Here is a 21,235-nt window from a genome sequence, read left to right on the forward strand (position 1 = left end):
TTGTGATGCAAACATTCTTTGCACCCGATATAACCGTAGCAGTGATTTAAATAAAGGCAAATTTTTAAATAATTATTATTAAAATCTTAGGTTTAACGGTAGATTAAAGTCAAAATTATGGAAGAAAATAGGATAAAATTAAATTTTTAATGCACACTGGTTGATTGTTTTTTATTCAGTGCAATGCTTGTTTGTTGGTATTTTAACCACTGGCGTTTTTGTGCTCGATATGTATCCCACACACAAGGGCAGCAACTTCCGCCTGCGCAGCATTCATCAGATTTTGGTTTTTTTGGTTCGCAAGGTGGGTTTTTCGTTGAGTTAGACATGTGTGTAAAAAATTAAGACTAAAATCACATAGTACCATTAAAAGAAAATTTGCTAAACTCTGGGATGATTTAAATCAACAATGGCGTTGCATGAAGCTGATTAAAGTTATACATAAAGCACCTATGAGGGTGGCCAAAATATCAAAGCGTAGGCAACAAATACGCTTGCGTCGTGCAATGATTGAGCTCAAATTAGCATTGTCGCAGGAGAAGCAAGAAACCAAGGAGATGCTTGATATTTATAAAAGGTATAGCTCGGGTAAAGCACAAAAAAGTGAACTAGTGGTTGCAAATAAGCAATTTGTTGACTTGCTTAAAGGATTAGGGTTAGGGGTATTTGCGTTATTGCCATTTGCGCCAATCACTATTCCATTAATTGTAAAACTGGGCCAGTGGGTCGGTGTGGATGTTCTGCCAAGTTCATTCTCTTCCAGTAATAAAGCTTCTCGCAAATAAGTGATTTACGCCTCGTAACTTGTTATTCTTAAATTAACTTTTAAAGTAAGAGACAGATTATGATGCGCGGATTACTTGTTCAAGCCGATACAGGCATACCCATTCACTTTATTTTGAAATCTCAGTTGGATGATTGGTTAACGACCCAATCATCTTTAATACAATCTATAGTTGGGGCACTTAAAACAACCAATACCAAGCATTTTTTTATTCCTCAAACGCAAAGTACAAATTTGGCTGCGGTGGTAAGCGTCGTAGAGTCATTTGATTCGATGTGGTTAGCAGGGGATCTCGCCAAGCAATTGCCAAAAGGTATTTATCAGATACAAGGCAGTGATGCTTTTGTTGAGCAGCAAGCGTTGAGTTTTGTGCTTGGTGCCTATCAATTTTCGGTTTATAAATCGCTACCAAAGGTTGAGGCTCAGTTAGCAGTTGCCGATCAGGATATATTTAAGCGTGTCATGCAAAGTGCAGAAGCTATTTATTTAGTAAGAGATTTAGTTAACACGCCTGCCGCAGATATGATGCCACAGCACTTGGCTGAGGCAATGATTGAATTAAGTGACCGTTTTGATGGTCAATTTAGCCAAATCATAGGTGATGAATTATTGGAACAAAATTATCCGACTATTCATATGGTTGGTAGAGCGAGTGACAATAAACCACGTCTACTTGACTTGACTTGGGGTGATGAAACCCACCCTAAGCTTACATTAGTGGGTAAAGGTGTATGCTTTGATTCTGGCGGGCTTGATTTAAAGCCTGCATCCGGTATGCGCAATATGAAAAAAGACATGGGCGGTGCTGCACACGTTATTGGTTTGGCGCAAATGATAATGGCTGCCAAATTACCAGTACGTTTACGAGTATTAGTGCCTGCGGTTGAAAATGCGGTTTCACGTAATGCATTTAGACCAGGAGATGTAATTAAAACGCGCAAAGGTATTACCGTTGAAATAGATAATACCGATGCTGAAGGCCGCTTAGTACTGTGTGATGCGTTAGCTGAAGCGCAAAGTGAGTCTCCAGATTTGTTAGTCGACTTTGCTACGCTCACAGGGGCTTGTCGTGTTGCGTTGGGCACTGAGTTACCAGGCTTTTTTAGTACGGATACCTCAGTGGCTGCTGGCTTGATTGAGCATGGAGTCAATGCACAAGACCCTGTTTGGCAACTACCATTATTTGGACAGTATAAAGACTTATTTAAAAGTGATGTGGCAGATATGGCAAATAGTGGCGCTACCCCTTACGGTGGTGCTATTACTGCAGCGCTTTACTTAAAAGAGTTTATAGAGCCAGAGCAAACACCTTGGGTGCATTTTGATGTAATGGCTTGGAATACTCGTTCATTACCGGGACGCCCAGCTGGTGGCGAAGGGCTTGGTTTAAGAGCCTCGTTTGACTATTTGCTGAGTCGTTACGTTAAATAACTTTTAAAAAGAAAAACAGGCGTTCATATAGCCTGTTTTTTATGCATTGTTTTTAAGCTTTTGGTTTGTAAAGATTTTCCCCACTTAAATAAAAGTGTGAAATCAAGAGGGGAATATTATAGCTCTATTGGCAGGCTTTAACGGCTGGTGCGATGAGCTCCAAACCGCTTTGAGTGCAAGGAGGTAGTGCTGCATCACTTAGTGCAATGGGGGTGACTCTTTCTCCCCATTTTATGTAGCTTGCAGCCCATGTTAGCCCAGCACCAAATGCCGCTGACATAATGTTACTATGTGGTTTGACTAGGCCATTCTCTACTGCTTCGCACAGCGCAATAGCGATGGTTGCAGCAGATGTATTACCATATTTATCAATGTTTACCATTACTTTATCATCGCTGATATCTAACCGTTGCTGTATGGCTTGAATGATGCGCAAGTTTGCTTGGTGAGGCACTAAGACATCAATGTCATTTAGTTGTAAGTTAGCTTGTGAAAGCACATCATCACAAGCTTCGCTCATGCCTTTGACCGCACGTTTAAATATTTCTCGACCTTCAAATAATAAATCAGACGGCCCGCTTGGCTGGTACTTGTCCATATCGGTGCCGTAATTGGCTATGTGTAAAATATCTCTATCGCCACTGTCGCAGCCTGTTTTTGTACCAAGTAAACCACATGGCTCTGCACTGGCTTCTAAAATAACAGCTCCAGCACCATCGCCAAATAATACAGCGCTGTCTCTTTTTGCCCAGTTGACATACCAAGTCATGCGCTCAGCAGCAACAACAACCGCTCGTTTGATCATACCAGCTTGAATTTGTGCTGTAGCATTTTGCAGGGCATACAAAAACCCAGAGCAAGCCGCATTAGTATCACAAGCCGCAGCACCTGTGGCACCAATATTTTTTTGTACTAACGAGGCTGTATTGGCAACCATGGTTGAAGGGCTACAAGTGGCCAAAAGTACCAAGTCAATATCTTTGCCAGTTAACCCTGCACAAGCCAGTGCATGTTGACTTGCAACCGTTGCCAATTGAGCGGTCGTAACATGGCTCACGCGGCGAGATCTAATACCTGTTCTGGTGCTTATCCACTCGTCGTTTGTTTCTACTATTTGGCTTAATTCGTCATTAGTAATTTCAGCGGGTGGAATGCATTTCCCCCAACCAGTAATTTTTGCGTAAATCATGCGGGTCTCTTATTCTTGTCTGACCATTGGCCGATAGTGGCATTTATAACAAATATTGGGTTTGATCACCAGTTGATATTACTATTAGGCATTAGGGCGTGGTGTTCTTTGTGATATGAACTTTTTCATTCCACAGGCTTTTAAAACGCTATATGAATAATTTAGCGCAGTAGTTTATGTAAGTTAAGAATGACAAATAAGTGTAAGCATTCAGTTGAACTCTGTGAGCAACACATCTAAGTTTAGGCTAGACTCATACCTAAGTGACAGATTGATCTATAAGGTGTTATGAGCGATAAAATTAAATCTGATTTACTCGAGCTACTTATAGAGCAAGAGCGTCAATTACTTGAACCCAGTGTACGACAGTCCAATGACATGTTGGAACAACTGCTGAGTAATGATTTTTATGAGATATCAGCCAATGGCCTAATTTTTAATAAACAGTATGTTTTATCACGCTTGCCAGATGAAAAAGTACCGCAGTTTTATAATCAGGCATTTCAAGGTCGTATGCTCACGGCGCAACTTGCCCAACTTAGCTATCATGCCGCTTATCGTCGCAATGTAAAATACCAACTTAATTACTCTATTCGTATGTCTTTGTGGCGTTTGGAGTATGGGAAATGGCGTTTGGTATTTCATCAAGGCACACCATGTGCAGAGTTTAAATTGCATTTGGATGAGTGATCTAAATCAGCTAAATTTAAAATTTGACTTGTCATTTGATATTAAATCATTAGATTGAGCGCTTTGAAATAAAACTCGGTTGCTATGATAGCCTTTTCTCCTAATTCTGCTATTGGCCGTTTACTGTTATTGAGAACGATAGCAATAATAGTGCAACTGCTTATGGTACTTGCTGGCTCGTTATTTTTTTATAAAGATGTCAATCTTTTGCCCTTGCTATTTGTTATTGCGTTGGAGTCGGTATTTCAACTAGCCAGTGTTTATGTATATCGACACACTCATGAAGCGGCACCTATGGGAATGTTGTTACAGTTACTTGCCGATATTATATTTTTAACCATATTACTATCTCTGTCTGGTGGGGCAAGCAATGCGTTTGTATCACTACTATTGCTTCCGATAGTGGTTGGTGCAGTAACGATACCTAGACATTTTGTTTTGGTTATAGCATTAAGTGCAATAACAAGTTATGGCTATTTGTTTTGGCATGTGCCGAGTGATCATATTCATCATATGGATATGACTCAGCACTTTTTTGGTATGTTAATTAACTTTGTATTTAGTGTATTAGTCATTGTTTTTGTTGTTATGGCACTTGCAAAACAGTTGCAGCAACGAGAGAAAAAATTGGCGCAAATAAGAGAAACACAACTTAAAAACGAGCAGCTATTGGCGCTTGGTGCCGCGGCGGCTCAAGCCACACATCAACTTGCAACGCCTATTGCTACACTTACATTGCTACTAGAAGAAGTAGAAGAAGCGTATCCTGAATATCCTGCTTGGCATGATATTGGTGATGTATTAAGCCAATGTAAAAAACAACTTGATGGATTTCGCACGCAAACAGAGTATTTAAAACAGAGCCCTTCGCAAAAAGCGATTGCAATAGGTGATGTTCTGTCTGAATTAAGCACTCTTGCAACGATGCAATATAGTGCTCAGTTGGTTGTTGTTGATGCAGATAATGAGGCCGACCTTGTACTAACTGATCCGATGTTAATTCCTGCGTTATTAAATATAGTTGCTAACGCTGCCAGAGCTAATGAATTGGCAAGCAAGCATGAAATAGGTATATATAGTTTCAGTAAAAACCGTCAATGGCACCTTTCTATTGTTGACCAAGGACTGGGTATTGAGCCTCATAAGCTGGCTAAATTGGGTCATGATATGGTGCCAAGTGAACATGGTTTAGGTATGGCGCTGGTGCTATCAAACGCTACATTGGAGCGTTTGGAAGGCAAGATGACTATTGAGAACAACCCGTCGCAAGGCGCTACAACACGCGTTGTATTGCCGTTAACGCAAACGAAGTTATGATTATGAAATTACTCATCGTTGAAGATGATATTGCTTTTTCTAACGCACTCGCTAGGCGATTGCAAAAACATGGCTTTGAGCCTGTGATAGTAAATGATATTCGAGATGTGGTCGCTCAATGCTTGGCCAACCAACCAGACTATGTGTTATTAGATATGAACTTGAACGGCGTATCTGGGCTTAACTTTATTAGTCAAATACGTCAACTGTCTCCTTTGTGCCGTATAGTATTACTAACTGGCTTTTCGAGTATTGCCACAGCGGTTGAAGCGGTTAAATTAGGGGCTGATGATTACTTGTCAAAGCCTGCCGATACAGCATTAATTGTGCAAACATTATTGGGTCATAGTCTCTCTTGTGAGCATTTATCTGATATTGATACGATGTCAGCAGAGCGGCTTGAGTGGGAGCATATACAGCAAGTGCTTAAGGCAAATGATGGTAATGTGTCGCAAACCGCACGGCAATTGAATATGCATCGACGAACACTTCAGCGTAAGCTACAAAAACGTCCAGTTCATAAATAAAGTCATGCTATTTCTCATACGGTAAGCGGGTTTTTATATCTGGGTGTTGTGTATTTTAAGTTGAGTTTAGTCAATCTAATCACTTCTTATGAGTAAGAAGGAAAGTTTGATCATCAAGTAACTATTGCCTAAATTTAAATAAAAATAGCAATAAAGATATTTGAATGTCGATTTTTGATTTGAACTATTGGGCCGTATTGTTAGCTGCGCTTTCATCTTTTATGCTTGGGGGGCTGTGGTATTCGCCATGGTTATTTGGCCATGTATGGATGGAGTGTTGTGGTTTGACAGAGATAGACCTGCAGCAAAGTGATCCGAAGCTGATTTACGGTGGTGCGCTAATGTTAGCGCTTGTGGCTGCTTTTTTTATGGCTGCGTTATTGGGTAAAGACCCCCTGTTAATTGACTCGATAGCTATGGGTACATTTGTGGGTGGTGGGCTTGTTTCAACAGCTCTAGGTATTAGCTATATCTTTGAACAACGACCGCTAAAACTATTTTTTATTAATGGAGGCTATCATACTTGCCAGTTTATTTTAATGGCTTTTATTTTGAGCATAACGGGGTAATGGATGATGGCAAAACCAAATAAAAAAGGGCCAGTCCGTACAGTTGATATCTATTGTGCTAATTGTACTTGTGCGTTATTTAAATATCGTAAAGGTGGTAAGGGCGCGCTGGTGAAATGCTTTTTAGAACGCATAACAAAAAACCACACACAAGACAACAATCACTGTCCATCTTGCGAGCAGGTATTTGCACGCGCTACGATAATACGTGGTACACCTGCTATAAAATTTATTGGCGGCAAAGTTAGGTTTAAGTAGTAGCGGACAATTATCCTGTTACAGGTTAATACAGCTGCTATGATTCTCGCCGTTTATGCTGTTTCAACGATTGAAAGTCACCCTACCCATGGAAAGGGCCAGTGTGTTTGGGTGAGTTATAGCTAGCTAATTCTGGCATTTTTGATGGACAAAAACATGATTGATATACTGTTTGATGTAATAGGTATGAGTGGTACTGCTTTGGTAGTTGGCGCATTTTTTATGCTTCAACTAGGAAAAGCTGCACCAGAGAGCTTAACTTATAACGTGATGAACCTCACAGGCGCAATCTTACTGCTAATCAGCTTATGTTACAATTTTAACTTGGCAAGTTTTGTTATTGAATTATTTTGGATCGTCGCCTCAATAATAGGCTTGGTTAAGTACTTTAAGGCAAAGCAAAGTGCTGTTGCTACATAAATTTCAATAAATTACATGTAAAAGCTTGCACGGCAGCTGATCATTTGTATTATTAATATAATGTGAAAGTCGCTGTGCTGTTGCCATATTTTTACCTTTGTTTCAGTCAGTGCACGTAGCTAGGCTGAACTATGAATACATATAAAAAACAAATTTCTCTGCTTGCTACTTGGTTTATAGCCTCTATTTGCCAGGCTAATGAAGATCCCGATATATTTGCGTTGTCTTTTGAAGAGCTGTTAGATGTTAATATCAGCTTAGCCACAAAAACCGATGAAACGCGCGCCAGTGTCCCCTCAAGCATTACGGTGTTTACCCATCAACACATGTCTTTGTTAGGCGTTACCAATGTTTATGATTTGATGAACTATGTGCCTGGGTTTCAATCAACTCGCGGTGATTGGGTTGGGGCTGTGCCTAAAGAGCATACCCGTGGTGTGTTTTTAGATAGTGGTAATGTGCTTGTGATGCTCAATGGACATCGATTGAATGAGTCGTCATTTGGCAAAGCGTCGGTATATATGCCACACATTTCAGTAGACACTATTAAAAAAGTTGAATTTATCCGTGGGCCCGGATCGGCACTTTATGGCAGTAATGCATTTTTAGGTGTGATGAACATCATTACCTTTAAAAATCGAAACCAAATGAGTGCGGGCATTGGAGAGCAAGGGTATACACAAGCGGCATTCAGTCTTAGCAAATCACTTTCTAATGTACTGGCTGTATATGCAAATGCATCTTGGCAAGGACAGCAGGGGCATCGTTATGAACAGGGCGTGAGAGACCCGCTTGCTAGTTACTATGTCGAGTTTGGTGCACAATGGCATGATTTTGAGCTATCAATGTGGCACAACCAAACGCAACTTAATGGTTTTGTGAACTTGGCGGGTTGGTCAGATGAAAACAAGCACAAAAGTGAGAATATCGCTTTTTCGCTTGGATATGATTGGTTGAATAGTGACAAATGGGATGTCCGTTCAACGCTAAAATACATCAAACATGATATTTATTCTGCCGGTTTAATTGCCACAGCCCAGCAGTTGGGGCTTGAGCATGACTTTTTTGTTGGGCCCGCATGGCAATCAATTGATTTCTCAATTAATGTTGATGCTGCTTATCGCGTAAATGTCTCAACTACAATTAACTTTGGTGTTGAGTATTCTGAAGAGGAACAATCTGAAGCGGGAATTAATAGCAGTTATTATGATTTCACCCGTGGTGACGTATATTTGGGTAATGAATTTTATCAAGATGGCGTAATTACTGTAAAACCGCATATCCCCTTTAATAACTTATTACAATCATTCGACTCAACTGCAATATACGGACAGGTAAAATATGCGCTGACTGAGCAGGCCACGTTGTTTTTTGGTGCTAGATACGATGAAGTGAAAGGCATAGACAGTAAACTTTCTCCAAGAGTGGCGGCTACTTACGCACTATCAGAGCACCATACTCTTAAACTTCAGTATGGTGAATCATTTCGCACGCCGGTAAGCAATGAATTGAACTCAAATGATGATGTGACCGTGGGTAATCCTGACCTGACGTCAGAATATGTTAAAACCACAGAGATTGTGTGGCATAACAAATATACAAATTGGGAGTTTGATTTTGTACTATTTGATAATCAACTCAAGGATTTCATAAACTTGGTTCCTATTCAATCAGGCTCATTACCCATCGAGCAAAGGCGTTTTACATTTGAGAATATATTTAATACGAATATGCAAGGATATGAATTAAATGGCAAGTTTAATGCAACGGACGCTACTTGGTTAGAATTTGGCTATACCCACCTAATGGATGAGCCTTTTAACCCAAGTTTTAAGCGTTTTGCAACCACATCAGTTACTCATAATGCAGGGTCATTGCGGTTGAGTGTAAACGCCATATGGAGAGATAGCGTATTTGTGCAAACACCGGAACCAGGCGTGCTAGAAAGTGTAGATCAAACCGCCTATTATCTTGTTGGTGGCTCGGTATCATGGCGCTTTGATGAGGGAAAATCAATTACGCTTAAAGCAAGTAATATTTTTAATAAACAATATGTTACATTTGAGCCTAGGATAGATGATGGAAAAATAGTAGGTGCTGGTAGAAGCATCAAATTACACTATGTACAAAAATTTTGATTGCTTGACGTTTAGCCATATAAAGCTGTTTTTATTCAAATTAATCTATTTCATTATTTTATCCACCGTTTAGAAGTAACACCTGCGAATACTAATAGACCTAAAGTTTGACAGAAGAGCTGATATTAATCAGTTTGTTATCTGTGAAATCAATTTATAACCATCAGAGATAAAAACTCCCAACTAGCAAGTTCCTTTTTAAGGCTTGTTAATCTAAATGAAAATAGTTATTGAATGCATCTTTGTTATTCGTTAACATTCACCCGCTATAATAACCTTACAAAAATTGGGATTACTGTGAAAAACATTAAAAATATTGCACTCTCGCTCGTATGTATTGGCGTTTTAGCTGCCTGTGGTAGTGATGACAAAAAGGTCGCTGCGCCTGTTGATACAGGTCAAAATCAAGGTAATGTTCAGACAGACGAAACAACTGTGGTACATCCAACAGCAACCATTGAAAGTGTGGTTTCAGCGAATGCTGACTACGCATTTGCAGTATATACAGATGCTTTACACAGTGCACAATCACTACAAGAAGCCGTTGATAAATTTGTTGCCAGTCCAAGCGAAAATAATTTTATGGCTGCTAAGCAAGCATGGTTGAATGCGCGTGAACCTTACGGACAAAGTGAAGTATTTCGCTTTCGTGAAGGGCCAATTGATGCGTTAACAAAAGATGAGCAAGGAAATTGGACATTAGAGGATGGACAAGGTCCTGAAGGTGCGATTAATGCGTGGCCATTAGCTGAAGCACTTATTGACTATACACAAGATATGGACGGCAATCAGTCACGAGGTAATGCCCAAGTGTATCAAGCTGGTGGTAATATTATTTTAGATAGTGTCAGTTTCCCTCAAATTACTGCCGAGTTAATTCGTGAAAAGTTTGAGCTAGATGGTGAAGAAGCGAATGTCACCTCGGGTTATCACGCAATTGAGTTTTTACTATGGGGCCAAGATCTTAATGCTGACCTCACTTACACAGCGCAACGCGATTATACGGCAGGTCACCGTCCAATCACCGATTATTATACCAGTGCAAACCTTCCTAGTGATGAAGCAAATGGCCGCACTTGTACATCAGGTGAGCAGGGCTCATTTAATGAAATATGTGAGCGCCGTGGTGTTTATCTCAAGGCTGTTACACAATTATTGGTAGAAGATTTACAAGCTGTAGTTGATGCATGGCGCCCTGACACAGGGTTCCATTACCAAGAATACGTAAAAGCAGAAAATGCAGCAGCAAATCTTGGCGCGATGTTAGAAAGTATGGGCCGTTTAAGCTTTGGTGAGCTGGCAGGAGAGCGAATGAGTATCGCTGTACGTACCGATAGCCAAGAAGATGAGCACTCATGTTTTTCTGATAATACACACAGAGATATTTGGTTAAATGCAAAGGGTATTCGTAATACTTATCTTGGCCTTTATACACGCGTAAATGGGTTAGAGCAAAGTGGTGCTAGTATTCATAACTTATTGATCACTAAAGGTCATGAAGAACTTGCAGTAAAATTAAAGGCGGCGCTTGATAGCACTATGGGCAAAGTTCTAATTATTGATGAAATAGCTAAATCAGGGATGTCGTTTGATGTGCAAATTCAAAATGCTGAGCATAAAGAACATATCTATGCGGCTATTTCCGCTCTAGGTGAACAAACGGACCTTATCCAACAAGCCATTGATGCATTAGATGTGTCAGCTGAAGATCTTAAACAAGATACAGAAGAAAATATTTAACCAATCTTATTGAACAATACGGCTGGCGCAATGCCAGCTATTTCAGTTTCTGATGCAAATTACATTTGCACAGATGCAGGGGCACTGAAGTGACATATACATTGAAAAAATTATTTATGCTGATTGTGATTATAAGCTTAAATGCTTGTGGTGGTGACTCAAGCAGCGAGAGTAATGATAAAAAAGATAACAGCAATAAGAGTGAACAAGTAACAACCAATAATCATGCTTTTAATATTACCGTCAATGATGGGTTAGCACCGTTATTAATCAATCAACCTGACGCAACCGAGCACCTGAGTGCAGGACTTGGAACAACAAATATGGTTGACCAAAATGCTTATAGCCAAGCGATTGAAGCCATTGTCGATGAGCCTCAACTTGATGCTGTTTTTAAAGCGGGCGATCATACCTTTAGAAGTAACCATGATGGACAAGGGCCGCTGTTTAACAACAGCAGCTGCCAAGGTTGCCATATTAAAGATGGTCGAGGGCAAGTGCCAAGTACCGCTGACGAGGCGATGAGCAGTATGTTTTTACGTATTGGCGATAGTTTAGGAAATGTTGAACCGACTTATGGTGATCAACTCCAGGTATTTGGCACAATAAATGGTAGAAGCGGGGGGGTCATTGCTAAATATCGTGGTGCGTTAGATGAGGGCTTGGCTTACGGTGAGGCGTATACTTGGGTTGAATATGAGCGCGTTACAGGTACTTTTTCTGATGGTGAAACTTATGAACTACGTAAGCCAATATATAAAATTAAAGACTTGGCTTATGGAGATTTTATTGATGATGTGCAGTTTTCGGCACGTGTAACGCCACATGTTTATGGTTCGGGTTTACTTGAAAGTATTCCACAACAGCATCTTTTAGCCTACGCAGACCCTACTGATAACAATAATGATGGGATTTCAGGACGTCCAGCTTACACATCACACCCTGTTTCAGGCGAAAAACAAATTGCAAGATTTGGACAAAAAGCGGTAACGGGCTCGGTATTACAGCAAATTGCAGGGGCATATCGTGGAGATATGGGGGTAACGAACTCGATAAACTCAGCAGAGCCGTGCACAGATGCACAAACAGCATGCCTTGCTCAAGCTGAACGGGAAAACAACAAACATCATAATGGTGTTGACCTAAATGATGTAGATTTGGCACAAGTTGAGTTTTATAACCGAACTTTGGCAGTCCCGAAACGTCGTGGCTTTGATGTAAGTACTCAGTTATGGCAAGAAGAAATACTGGCCGGCCGTGCACAGTTCTATGCAGCAAATTGTCATAGCTGCCATGTTCCTCGTTACAAAACTGCACAAGCTCCGGGTAGTGTATTGGGTGATGTTGATTTAGTGTCTCTCTCAGATGCCCGTACAAACATTATAGCTTTAGAGCAACAGGTCATTTATCCCTATACTGACTTGCTTTTGCACGATATGGGCGGGTCATGTGTGGTGAGTAAAGAATTGATTGATGGGCAATCGTGCAATGAAGGTGAGCAGTGCATTTATGTACAACGTTGTGAAGGCTTAGCAGATGGCCGCCCAGAGGGAGAAGCAACGGCAAGTGAATGGAAAACGCCGCCTTTGTGGGGCTTAGGTTTAGTTCAAACAGTAAACCCAAAGGCAACTTTTTTGCACGACGGTAGAGCTAGAAGTATACAAGAAGCCATTATTTGGCATGATGGTGAAGCAAAAGCTTCGCAGCAAGCTTTTATCAATATGGATAAAACACAACGCACTGCATTATTGGCATTCTTAGGGTCGCTATAATGTTAGCTATAAGTTTGTTATCAGTGGTATTACTAAATACTGCCGCTGCAACACAAAGTACTATTATAGAGTTACCTCAGCGCAAAGTGCCTGTCTTTTCAAAACAAGAGCTACTGCCAGGTGGGCAGGCCACGGCCAGACGTATTGCTAAAAGGACCTTTATTCATCCAGCTGGCAATGTACCTACCATGGAGCAGTTGGACTTTTGGGATGGTTTTTCGTTTTTTCGAGACCCTTGGGTTGCTTCACCTGCAATTACAACTGATAGAGATGGCTTAGGGCCTCTTTTTAATGCGCGTTCTTGTAAAGCTTGTCATAACGATGGGGGCCGTGGTCGATTGAATAAAAGCGGTGAGTTTGCTGCCCCCGCATTATTATTTCGCTTGTTAAAAAGTGACTTTTTTGGCAGTGATAAAAATTATGGTAATCAATTGCAGCCTAATGCTGTGCGTTTATCGCATCATAAACTAACAAAGGCCATAGCGGGCGAAGGTAAAGTTAGAGTACATTATGAGGCATTATCAGGTAAGTACCCTGACGGTATTTCTTTTAGTTTAAGAAAGCCTCATTATGAGTTGGAACAATTAGGGTATGGTCAAATAGAGACGAATACGGTGTTATCTGCACGTTATACACCGGCTATTTATGGGATGGGATTACTAGATGCAATTGCTGAGCAAGATTTACTTGCCCAGCAAGATATAGATGACCAAGATGCGGATGGCATTACTACTAAATACAATTTAGTAACAAATCCACAAACGGGACAAATACAAATTGGCCGGTTTGGTTTCAAAGGATTGCATGCCACATTAGAGCAACAAGTTGCAGGCGCATTTTTAAATGATATTGGGATCACCAACCCAGTTTTTAGTGAAGAAGTATGTACAGATGCTCAATTAATGTGTCGAAATGCGGCAGAGATTGACCCTGAAGGTACGTTAGACATACCTAAAAAATTACACGATTTAACTGTATATATGAATCAAATCTTAGCGGTGCCTAAAGCACGAGATTTATTAAGTGAACGCGCACAAAATGGCAGAGCATTATTTTATCAGCTGCGTTGTGACACCTGTCATACCCCCAAATATATTACCAGGTCTGATTATCCAATAGTGGCTTTGCAGTCTCAGTCAATTTATCCCTATACAGATTTAGCTCTACACGATATGGGAGCACAACTAGCTGATAAAGGCATAGAAAACTTAGCGCAAGGCAAACAGTGGCGAACACCGCCATTATGGGGAATTGGCCTACAAAAGCGTGTACAAGGATTTCAAGCATTTTTGCATGACGGCAGGGCGAGAACTCTTGAAGAGGCGATTCTTTGGCATGGTGGCGAGGCAAAAATGTCTCAACAAAGCTTTATGAATTTGAGCACAACACAGCGCAGCGACCTAATTTACTTTTTAAAACAAATATAAGCTTAAGTGGGATATATAATGGCACAAAAAGATAAGAAAGCTGTTTTCTGGACGTTTTTTTTAGTTTTGATGACGACCGTGTCATTAAGTGGCTGCGGAGGTGGTTCCGATACACCACAGATCAATAAAGAGCAGCAAGAACAGAATAATAATACTGAGGGCGATTCAACAACGACACAGAAAAAGTTAACGCCAGAGCAGGGATATGAGCAGCTTACTAGGGCTATGGTTGATTCGGTGATTTTGCCAGTTTATCAAAATGTAAAACAGCAAAATTTAGCTTTGAAAGCGCAAACAGCAGCTTTTTGCAATAATACGCAACGCGATCATAGTAGTTTGATCCAACTACAAAGTACTTGGCAACAAACGAGTTTGGCTTGGCAACAGGCACGTACTATTAAATTAGGTCCAATCGCAGACACATATCATTACTCAAGAATTCAGTTTTGGCCAATCTCAGCGGATAAGCTTGCCAGCGATGTGATAGCTTTGCTGGCTGCAGAACCTGATTTCTCGAAAGGTGTTGCATCATTAAAACACCAAGTACAAGGTTTACCAGCTTATGAGTACATAGTTTTTAATTCTCAAATACCATTATTTGAGGCACAAGACTTAGATAAACGATGTAACTATTTAAATGCTATTACCGAGAACATTGAAACATTATTAATTAATAGCATCACTCATTGGCAAGGGGAGTATGGTGACAACTTTAAAGCGGGCTCAGGCAAGTTCACGGATAAAAAACAGGCTTTGGAAAAACTACTGACGATATGGTTTGAATATCTAGAGGTAATAAAAGACAACAAAATTGATGGTCCGTTAGCACTTGAGACCCCAGGTAAAGCAGAACTAGTAGAAAGCGCTTTTAGTCAAACTTCACTAAGAAATATACATGCAAATATTGTTGCTCTTGAACAAATATATAAAGGCTCGGAAGGATTCGGCTTTGGTGACTACTTAAGTAAAGTAAGTCAAAGAGATGATGTAGCAACAGAAATTGACCTGCATTTTAAGGCAATCTATGACGCGATTGATGTGATGCAATACCAACCAATGAAAACACTCATTGCCACAAACCAAGGCCGTTTTCAGTTGGAAGTACTGTCTACTTCAATTGCGAATTTACGCAGTTTAATGAGCAGTGATTTTGTGCAAATTACGGGTCTTGAACCTGGTTTCAATACCAACGACGGAGATTGAAAATGTTAGTTAAAACGAGCGCTGTGAGGTTGTCTCGTCGTGACTTTTGTAAGGGGTTGTTTGCTATTGGTGCCAGCGTATGTATTACGCCTTTTTTCACCAGTTGCAGTGTTATATCAAAGCAGCACTTTGCGAGTGCATACACTGATAAGCAAGGTAATCACCACGTTGCTTGGTTTAATCAAAATGGTGATATTTTAGGGCAAGTTAACCTTCAAGTAAGGGCACATGATTTATGTTATGTGCCTCGTAACAATATATTACTGGCATTTTCTCGTCGTCCCGGTCGTATACTGTACGTGATTGATTTAGATACTCAGACAATTATTAATAGAGTAAATAGTGCGAAAAGCCAGCACTTTTTTGGTCATGGTGCATTGAGTAAAGATGGGAAGTGGCTTTATACCACAGAGAATCGTTATGATGATTCATACCGAGCACATGAAGGCATCATTGTTGTTAGAAACACCAATAGCTTTAGCACTGAAGCACAGTTTAGTAGTGGAGGTATTGGCCCTCATCAGCTCGCGATGCTTGCGCATGAAGATACTTTGGTGGTAGCTAATGGTGGCATTCATACACACCCAGCCAAGGCGAGAGCAAAGTTGAATTTAGATGTGATGCAGCCTAATTTAAGTTATATCAATATGCTTACTGGAAAAGTAGTTGAACAGGTAAAGCCACCGGACCATCAGCTAAGTACGCGCCATTTGTGTTTAGCTTCGGATGATACTGTTTATGTTGGATGCCAGTATCAAGGTCCTGCACATTATGTAAAGCCTCTTGTGTTCTCACATAAAAGAGGAAGCAAATTGAATGCATTACAAGCCAGTGAATCTCAGTGGCTGACTTTTAAACAGTATATAGCAAGTTTAGCTGTGAATAGAAATGGCAATGTTATTGCTGTAACGTCGCCAAAAGGTGGGGTGGTTGGTTACTGGAATAGACATACCGGAACACTGCGACAGCTTACAATGAACAGTGACTGTGCTGGTATTGCCCCTTTGGAGAGTGAATTTATTGCAAGTACTGGGCATGGCTTACTGACATCAACGGGAGTCAAAGTTGAGCACCCGCTTCATTGGGATAACCACATGATAGCAATATGAAGATCCTTCATTAAATTAAATAGTTAGACATAATAAATCTTCATAATAACGGTTTATTATGTCTTTTAGTTTTAGTACAGTTCAAATTACATGTTCTCTGTTCTTAAAACGTTACAATATAGCATTTTATCCCCTAATTTAGAATGAATACTCTGCCACTTTGAATCTCACCAGCCTGTCAGTCTGCATAATATAACCCTTAATTCTGATTTTTTAGACTTAAATAGACTGTTTTTGAAATGTAATATTTTTTCATGTATTTAAATTGTTAATAATTGTAACTCACTCTTTACGTTTTTAGGCTGGTTTCTTGTATTTATTTAAGATTTTAAATGTTAGTTGATTGATTTTTAAGTTTATATTTAATTTCAATGAAGTGTTTATTTTTTGTTAAGTTCGTCTGTGTTTTTTATATTCGCTCTACTAAGCTGATTTTAGCGGTGAAACTAAAGCCGCTGCTTAAAAGTCAGCATTACTGACGGATACAACATAAACAATAAATTGGAGCGTAAACGTGAAATTATCAACTATCACTTTATCCACACTTTCAGCATTGGCTGTGATACATATGGGCACAGCGGCGGCTGCAAATAAGCAGTTTTTAAATCAAAATAGCACGATTAGTGCGGCCATTAATTCGCAAGCAGTATCGGTACTTTCTGCCAAACCACGAGATGTTGTGGGTTTAAGTGCAGATAACGAGCTGGTCCTAATTAAAGAATTTAAGCAACCCAATGGTGATGTGACGCGTCGTTATCAGCAAATGTACAAAGGTGTGCCAGTGATTGGTGACTCGGTGATTTTATCATTTGATAAAAATAACCAGTTGAAATTTGCTCATGGTGCTGCTGTATATGATATTGCAGCTGATGTATATGCTGTGACACCCACTTTAGATGAGGATATGGCGGTTGCTAGAGCGGAACAAGCGCATGGCATAAAAGCGTTAAATACAAAAGGCGAAAAGCTAGAAAAGCATAATGAAACTAAACAGTTAGTAGTTTGGGTTAATAGTAAGAATAAAAAAGCTTACCTAGCATATGAAGTGCAATATGTAGTGTATGGCAATAACCCATCTCGACCATACCAAATTATTGATGCACATACGGGGGAATTGTTATCTAGTTACGAAAATTTACAACATGCAGAAGCGACAGGTCCTGGCGGAAACCAAAAAACAGGTCGATATGCTTATGGAGCGGATTTTGGCTATCTAAATGTGAGTCAGTCTGGTAACACATGTACGATGAATAATACTAATGTGAAAACGATTAACCTAAACCATGGTACATCAGGTTCTTCAGCACATAGTTTTACTTGCCCAGAAAATACAGTTAAGGAGATAAATGGTGCTTACTCACCGTTAAACGATGCACACTATTTTGGTAATGTTGTATTTGACATGTACAACGATTGGATTGGGTCGCCTCCACTTTCGTTCCAGTTGAAAATGCGTGTTCACTATAGTAATAACTATGAGAATGCATTTTGGGATGGCAGTGCAATGACTTTTGGTGACGGTAAAGATAGATTTTACCCGTTAGTAAGTCTTGACGTATCTGCACATGAAGTGAGCCATGGTTTCACTGAGCAAAACTCTGGATTAATTTACAGTGGAAAATCAGGGGGACTCAACGAAGCTTTTTCAGATATGTCAGGTGAAGCAGCTGAATTTTATATGAAAAATTCAAATGATTGGTTAGTCGGCCAAGATATATTTAAGTCTCAAGGTGCGCTTCGTTACATGAATAACCCAACGCAAGATGGGCGCTCTATCGATCATCAATCTGACTATACCTCTGGTATGGATGTGCATCACAGCTCAGGCGTATTTAATAAAGCGTTTTATAATCTAGCTACGACTGCGGGCTGGGATACTAAAAAAGCGTTCTTAGTTATGGCTAAAGCCAACCAAGAATATTGGACAGCAAGTACTAATTGGGATTTAGCGGGTAACGGCGCTATTGATGCAGCATGTGATCTTGGTTTTGATACGGATGATGTTAAAGCTGCTTTAGCGGCGGTTGGTGTTACTTCAAGCGCAAGCCCTGGTGGTAATTGTGGTGGCCCAATCACAGATGAAGAAATTTTCAACGGTGTGCCTCGTTCTGGCATCTCAGGTGCAGCAAAAGCGCAGCAGTTCTTTGTACTGAATGTTCCTGCCGGTGCCACTAACTTGAATTTTGCAACTACTGGTGGCACGGGAGACGCAGATCTGTATGTACAGTTTGGTTCAAGACCCTCACTTGAAACATTTGATTGTAAAAGCACTAGTTCGTCATCAACTGAAAGCTGCGCGATTAACAGTGTGCAAGCTGGCACTTACTTTGTAATGGTAGAGGCTTGGAATCAAATTTCCGCAGTGACGTTAACCGGTAGTTTTTCTACTGATACGGGCGGCCCAACTCCAGTTGACCGCACAGAAGCGAATATCTCAGTTGCACGCAATGACTGGGCGCGTTTTACTCAAGAATTAACCGCAGGTTATTCTTCATTAGATGTCACTATTTCAGGTGGAACGGGGGATGCGGACTTATATGTTAACTTTGGTTCTGCATCAACTACGACCAGTTATGAATGTCGTCCGTATAGAAGTGGCAATAGCGAAACTTGCACGATTGCTAACCCGCAAGCAGGCACTTGGCACATAGACTTGCGCGGCTACAATGCAGCAAGTGGCGTAACGCTTAATATTAAAGCAAATTAATCTGCGTTTAAGGGAGCATTTGCTCCCTTTTTTTATGCAACAGTAAAGGATACAACATGAACATAGCAATAAAATTGCCCTTAGTGGGAGCAAGTTTACTTGCAAGTTTTGTGGTGACGGCGAATGTGCCAGCAGACGAAAAAATCTGGGTAACCATTGGCCCTCATGCAGCAAAGCATTATCAACTAAAAAATATGATAAGTGGAGTATTGTTAAATACACAAACCAGTGCTCAAGAAAATGCCACCCTAATGCAAGTTGATGAGGGGATGGTAGGGAAATTGAGTGCATTTATGCATGATAATTACCATCGCTGTGGTGGCTTTGTGGCTCACAGCTCTTATCAAGAAGCTCAGCAATATTTGGCGCAGCTTGCTGATGTGCAAAAGGGAGATATTAGCCCACAACTCGTTGCTTATACAATTGATAACCCTGAGCGAGTTAACAGTTTGCTAGGTTACATTTCAGCCAACAACTTAACTAATACGGTTAATACGCTAAGTGCTTTTCATAACCGTTACTATACGCAGCAAACAGGCGTTGACGCGGCGCAATGGATAAAAGGCCACTGGCAGCAGCTAAGCGCGTCTCGCAGTGACATTAGCGTCGATTATTATAATCATAGCTGGTCGCAGTCATCAGTTGTAGTTACTATTGCTGGAAGTGAAAAAGCGGATGAAATAGTTGTTATTGGCGGTCATTTGGATTCAATCAATTCGTCAAACCCAAGTGCAGGAAGGGCCCCTGGAGCAGATGATAATGCATCAGGTATTGCCGTGTTAACAGAGGCATTGCGTGCAGTTGTAGCCAGTGATTTTAAGCCAAAGCGTACCATTCAAATTATGGGCTATGCGGCTGAAGAAGTCGGACTTCGAGGTTCAAAGGCTATCGCTCAAGCATATAAATCGCAGAATAAAAACGTGGTTGGTATGGTGCAGTTTGATATGTCGGGAAGAAATGGCAGTACACAAGATATTGTGATGATGACTGATTACACTAATGGCGCGCAAAACCAATTTTTAGGTCAGCTTATTGATACTTATTTACCGTCGATAAGCTATGGCTATGATCAATGTGGGTATGGCTGCTCCGATCATGCATCTTGGTATCAGCAAGGTTATGCGGCATCTATGCCATTTGAATCAGCGATGTCTGATGTTAATAGAAAAATTCATACCGTCAATGATACTGAATTTGATGCTAATCATTCTAGTAAATTTGCAAAGTTGGCCGTCACTTACTTGGCAGAGCTTGCAAAAGATGCAGGTACTATCGACCCTGTACCAGATAATAAACTAGAGAACGGCATAGCCAAAACGGGCATTTCAGGTACGTCTAAACAGCAATTGTTTTACACGCTAGAAGTACCTGTAAATAGTTTAGGGCTTAATTTTACAACTGCAGGTGGAACAGGTGATGCAGATTTGTATGTTAAACTTGGCTCTAAGCCTACTCTCGATATGTATGATTGTAAAAGTACCACGTCAACAAGTAATGAGCGCTGCGATATCGCAAATGCCCAAGTGGGTACTTATCATGTGATGGTTGAAGCGTGGAACCAGATAAGCGGTGTGAGTTTAACTGGAAGTTATCAAACTGCAGGGCAAGGTCCGACCCCCATTAATCGCCAAGAAAGTAACTTGAATGTAAGTCGTGGTGATTGGGTTCGCTTTGAGCAGGGTTTAGATGCCGGATATGCAAACTTAACAGTGGCGATATCTGGTGGTACAGGTGATGTCGACCTGTATGTGAAGCATGCAAGTGACGTATCAGACACAATACATGATTGTCGTCCTTATAAAAATGGTAACGTAGAGTCTTGTAGTTTTGACTCTCCTGAGTCAGGCACTTGGTATATTGGCCTTAAAGGTTATAGTAATAGTAGTGGTGTTACACTGACTATTAATGCGCAATAGTGACCAAGTAATAGTTAAGTAAAATTGGAACTTACGAT

Annotated in this window: 18 protein-coding genes; 16 read left to right on the forward strand and 2 right to left on the reverse strand. The window is 40.5% G+C overall.

Going from position 1 to position 21,235, the window contains the following annotated elements; genetic code table 11:
• Positions 1 to 146 precede the first annotated feature (146 nt).
• A complete protein-coding gene (locus OCI93_RS13790; RefSeq protein ID WP_261626630.1) occupies positions 147 to 329 on the reverse strand; it encodes an oxidoreductase-like domain-containing protein in 183 nt (60 codons plus the stop codon).
• Between the two features lie 90 nt (positions 330 to 419).
• Here OCI93_RS13790 and OCI93_RS13795 point away from each other — a divergent pair, with 90 nt between their 5' ends.
• Both OCI93_RS13795 and OCI93_RS13800 read left to right on the forward strand, forming a co-directional pair.
• On the forward strand, positions 420 to 785 hold the full coding sequence (locus OCI93_RS13795) for a hypothetical protein (protein WP_261591423.1): 366 nt from the start codon (positions 420 to 422) through the stop codon (positions 783 to 785).
• 62 nt (positions 786 to 847) lie between these two features.
• Positions 848 to 2,215 carry a leucyl aminopeptidase family protein gene (locus OCI93_RS13800; protein ID WP_261626675.1) on the forward strand — a complete coding sequence of 456 codons (1,368 nt, stop codon included), beginning with the start codon at positions 848 to 850 and terminating at the stop codon, positions 2,213 to 2,215.
• 124 nt (positions 2,216 to 2,339) lie between these two features.
• Here the strand turns inward: OCI93_RS13800 and OCI93_RS13805 are convergent, their stop codons facing one another.
• Entirely contained in the window at positions 2,340 to 3,404 is a 1,065-nt protein-coding gene (locus tag OCI93_RS13805) for a ketoacyl-ACP synthase III (RefSeq protein ID WP_261591424.1), read from the reverse strand.
• Positions 3,405 to 3,692: 288 nt separating this feature from the next.
• On the opposite strand from OCI93_RS13805, the gene OCI93_RS13810 reads away from it, so the two are divergent.
• The 14 genes from OCI93_RS13810 (at position 3,693) to OCI93_RS13875 (ending at position 21,197) form a co-directional block, all read left to right on the forward strand.
• The gene (locus OCI93_RS13810; RefSeq protein ID WP_261591425.1) at positions 3,693 to 4,094 is read left to right on the forward strand and encodes a nuclear transport factor 2 family protein; all 402 of its coding nucleotides are present in this window, start codon (positions 3,693 to 3,695) and stop codon (positions 4,092 to 4,094) included.
• A gap of 84 nt (positions 4,095 to 4,178) precedes the next feature.
• On the forward strand, positions 4,179 to 5,411 hold the full coding sequence (locus OCI93_RS13815) for a sensor histidine kinase (RefSeq protein WP_465250990.1): 1,233 nt from the start codon (positions 4,179 to 4,181) through the stop codon (positions 5,409 to 5,411).
• Positions 5,412 to 5,413: 2 nt separating this feature from the next.
• Positions 5,414 to 5,938: a response regulator transcription factor gene (locus OCI93_RS13820; RefSeq protein ID WP_261591427.1), complete on the forward strand. Its 525-nt coding sequence runs from the start codon at positions 5,414 to 5,416 to the stop codon at positions 5,936 to 5,938.
• A 164-nt stretch (positions 5,939 to 6,102) separates the two neighbouring features.
• Positions 6,103 to 6,507, forward strand: coding sequence for a DUF1761 domain-containing protein (locus OCI93_RS13825; RefSeq protein ID WP_261626631.1), 405 nt, complete (start codon positions 6,103 to 6,105; stop codon positions 6,505 to 6,507).
• 6 nt (positions 6,508 to 6,513) lie between these two features.
• Entirely contained in the window at positions 6,514 to 6,765 is a 252-nt protein-coding gene (locus OCI93_RS13830) for a hypothetical protein (RefSeq protein WP_261591538.1), read from the forward strand.
• Between the two features lie 156 nt (positions 6,766 to 6,921).
• On the forward strand, positions 6,922 to 7,185 hold the full coding sequence (locus OCI93_RS13835; protein WP_261626632.1) for a CBU_0592 family membrane protein: 264 nt from the start codon (positions 6,922 to 6,924) through the stop codon (positions 7,183 to 7,185).
• A 131-nt stretch (positions 7,186 to 7,316) separates the two neighbouring features.
• Positions 7,317 to 9,323, forward strand: coding sequence for a TonB-dependent receptor plug domain-containing protein (locus tag OCI93_RS13840; protein WP_261626633.1), 2,007 nt, complete (start codon positions 7,317 to 7,319; stop codon positions 9,321 to 9,323).
• A gap of 297 nt (positions 9,324 to 9,620) precedes the next feature.
• Positions 9,621 to 11,063 carry an imelysin family protein gene (locus OCI93_RS13845; RefSeq protein WP_261591431.1) on the forward strand — a complete coding sequence of 481 codons (1,443 nt, stop codon included), beginning with the start codon at positions 9,621 to 9,623 and terminating at the stop codon, positions 11,061 to 11,063.
• A gap of 89 nt (positions 11,064 to 11,152) precedes the next feature.
• A complete protein-coding gene (locus OCI93_RS13850) occupies positions 11,153 to 12,835 on the forward strand; it encodes a di-heme oxidoreductase family protein (protein WP_261626634.1) in 1,683 nt (560 codons plus the stop codon).
• Positions 12,835 to 14,262, forward strand: coding sequence for a di-heme oxidoreductase family protein (locus OCI93_RS13855; RefSeq protein WP_261591433.1), 1,428 nt, complete (start codon positions 12,835 to 12,837; stop codon positions 14,260 to 14,262). Before OCI93_RS13850 ends, OCI93_RS13855 begins: the two co-directional genes overlap by 1 nt.
• Positions 14,263 to 14,280: 18 nt before the next feature.
• On the forward strand, positions 14,281 to 15,465 hold the full coding sequence (locus tag OCI93_RS13860) for an imelysin family protein (RefSeq protein WP_261626635.1): 1,185 nt from the start codon (positions 14,281 to 14,283) through the stop codon (positions 15,463 to 15,465).
• A 2-nt stretch (positions 15,466 to 15,467) separates the two neighbouring features.
• Positions 15,468 to 16,574, forward strand: coding sequence for a DUF1513 domain-containing protein (locus OCI93_RS13865; protein WP_261626636.1), 1,107 nt, complete (start codon positions 15,468 to 15,470; stop codon positions 16,572 to 16,574).
• Between the two features lie 514 nt (positions 16,575 to 17,088).
• Positions 17,089 to 19,281 carry a M4 family metallopeptidase gene (locus tag OCI93_RS13870; protein ID WP_261626637.1) on the forward strand — a complete coding sequence of 731 codons (2,193 nt, stop codon included), beginning with the start codon at positions 17,089 to 17,091 and terminating at the stop codon, positions 19,279 to 19,281.
• Positions 19,282 to 19,337: 56 nt separating this feature from the next.
• Positions 19,338 to 21,197: a M28 family metallopeptidase gene (locus tag OCI93_RS13875; RefSeq protein WP_261626638.1), complete on the forward strand. Its 1,860-nt coding sequence runs from the start codon at positions 19,338 to 19,340 to the stop codon at positions 21,195 to 21,197.
• Positions 21,198 to 21,235 lie beyond the last annotated feature (38 nt).

It is taken from the genome of Pseudoalteromonas holothuriae, assembly GCF_945859825.1.
GTDB classification, from domain to species: Bacteria; Pseudomonadota; Gammaproteobacteria; order Enterobacterales; family Alteromonadaceae; genus Pseudoalteromonas; species Pseudoalteromonas holothuriae.

What these genes read in the sequence shown, in the direction of transcription:
- OCI93_RS13830 (WP_261591538.1), top strand. Translation starts at nt 6,514, where the DNA reads ATGGCAAAACCAAATAAAAAAGGGCCAGTCCGTACAGTTGATATCTAT.
- OCI93_RS13805 (WP_261591424.1), bottom strand. Translation starts at nt 3,404, where the DNA reads ATGATTTACGCAAAAATTACTGGTTGGGGGAAATGCATTCCACCCGCT.
- OCI93_RS13855 (WP_261591433.1), top strand. Translation starts at nt 12,835, where the DNA reads ATGTTAGCTATAAGTTTGTTATCAGTGGTATTACTAAATACTGCCGCT.
- OCI93_RS13865 (WP_261626636.1), top strand. Translation starts at nt 15,468, where the DNA reads ATGTTAGTTAAAACGAGCGCTGTGAGGTTGTCTCGTCGTGACTTTTGT.
- OCI93_RS13825 (WP_261626631.1), top strand. Translation starts at nt 6,103, where the DNA reads ATGTCGATTTTTGATTTGAACTATTGGGCCGTATTGTTAGCTGCGCTT.
- OCI93_RS13840 (WP_261626633.1), top strand. Translation starts at nt 7,317, where the DNA reads ATGAATACATATAAAAAACAAATTTCTCTGCTTGCTACTTGGTTTATA.
- OCI93_RS13795 (WP_261591423.1), top strand. Translation starts at nt 420, where the DNA reads ATGAAGCTGATTAAAGTTATACATAAAGCACCTATGAGGGTGGCCAAA.
- OCI93_RS13790 (WP_261626630.1), bottom strand. Translation starts at nt 329, where the DNA reads ATGTCTAACTCAACGAAAAACCCACCTTGCGAACCAAAAAAACCAAAA.
- OCI93_RS13875 (WP_261626638.1), top strand. Translation starts at nt 19,338, where the DNA reads ATGAACATAGCAATAAAATTGCCCTTAGTGGGAGCAAGTTTACTTGCA.
- OCI93_RS13810 (WP_261591425.1), top strand. Translation starts at nt 3,693, where the DNA reads ATGAGCGATAAAATTAAATCTGATTTACTCGAGCTACTTATAGAGCAA.
- OCI93_RS13800 (WP_261626675.1), top strand. Translation starts at nt 848, where the DNA reads ATGCGCGGATTACTTGTTCAAGCCGATACAGGCATACCCATTCACTTT.
- OCI93_RS13835 (WP_261626632.1), top strand. Translation starts at nt 6,922, where the DNA reads ATGATTGATATACTGTTTGATGTAATAGGTATGAGTGGTACTGCTTTG.
- OCI93_RS13815 (WP_465250990.1), top strand. Translation starts at nt 4,179, where the DNA reads ATGATAGCCTTTTCTCCTAATTCTGCTATTGGCCGTTTACTGTTATTG.
- OCI93_RS13860 (WP_261626635.1), top strand. Translation starts at nt 14,281, where the DNA reads ATGGCACAAAAAGATAAGAAAGCTGTTTTCTGGACGTTTTTTTTAGTT.
- OCI93_RS13820 (WP_261591427.1), top strand. Translation starts at nt 5,414, where the DNA reads ATGAAATTACTCATCGTTGAAGATGATATTGCTTTTTCTAACGCACTC.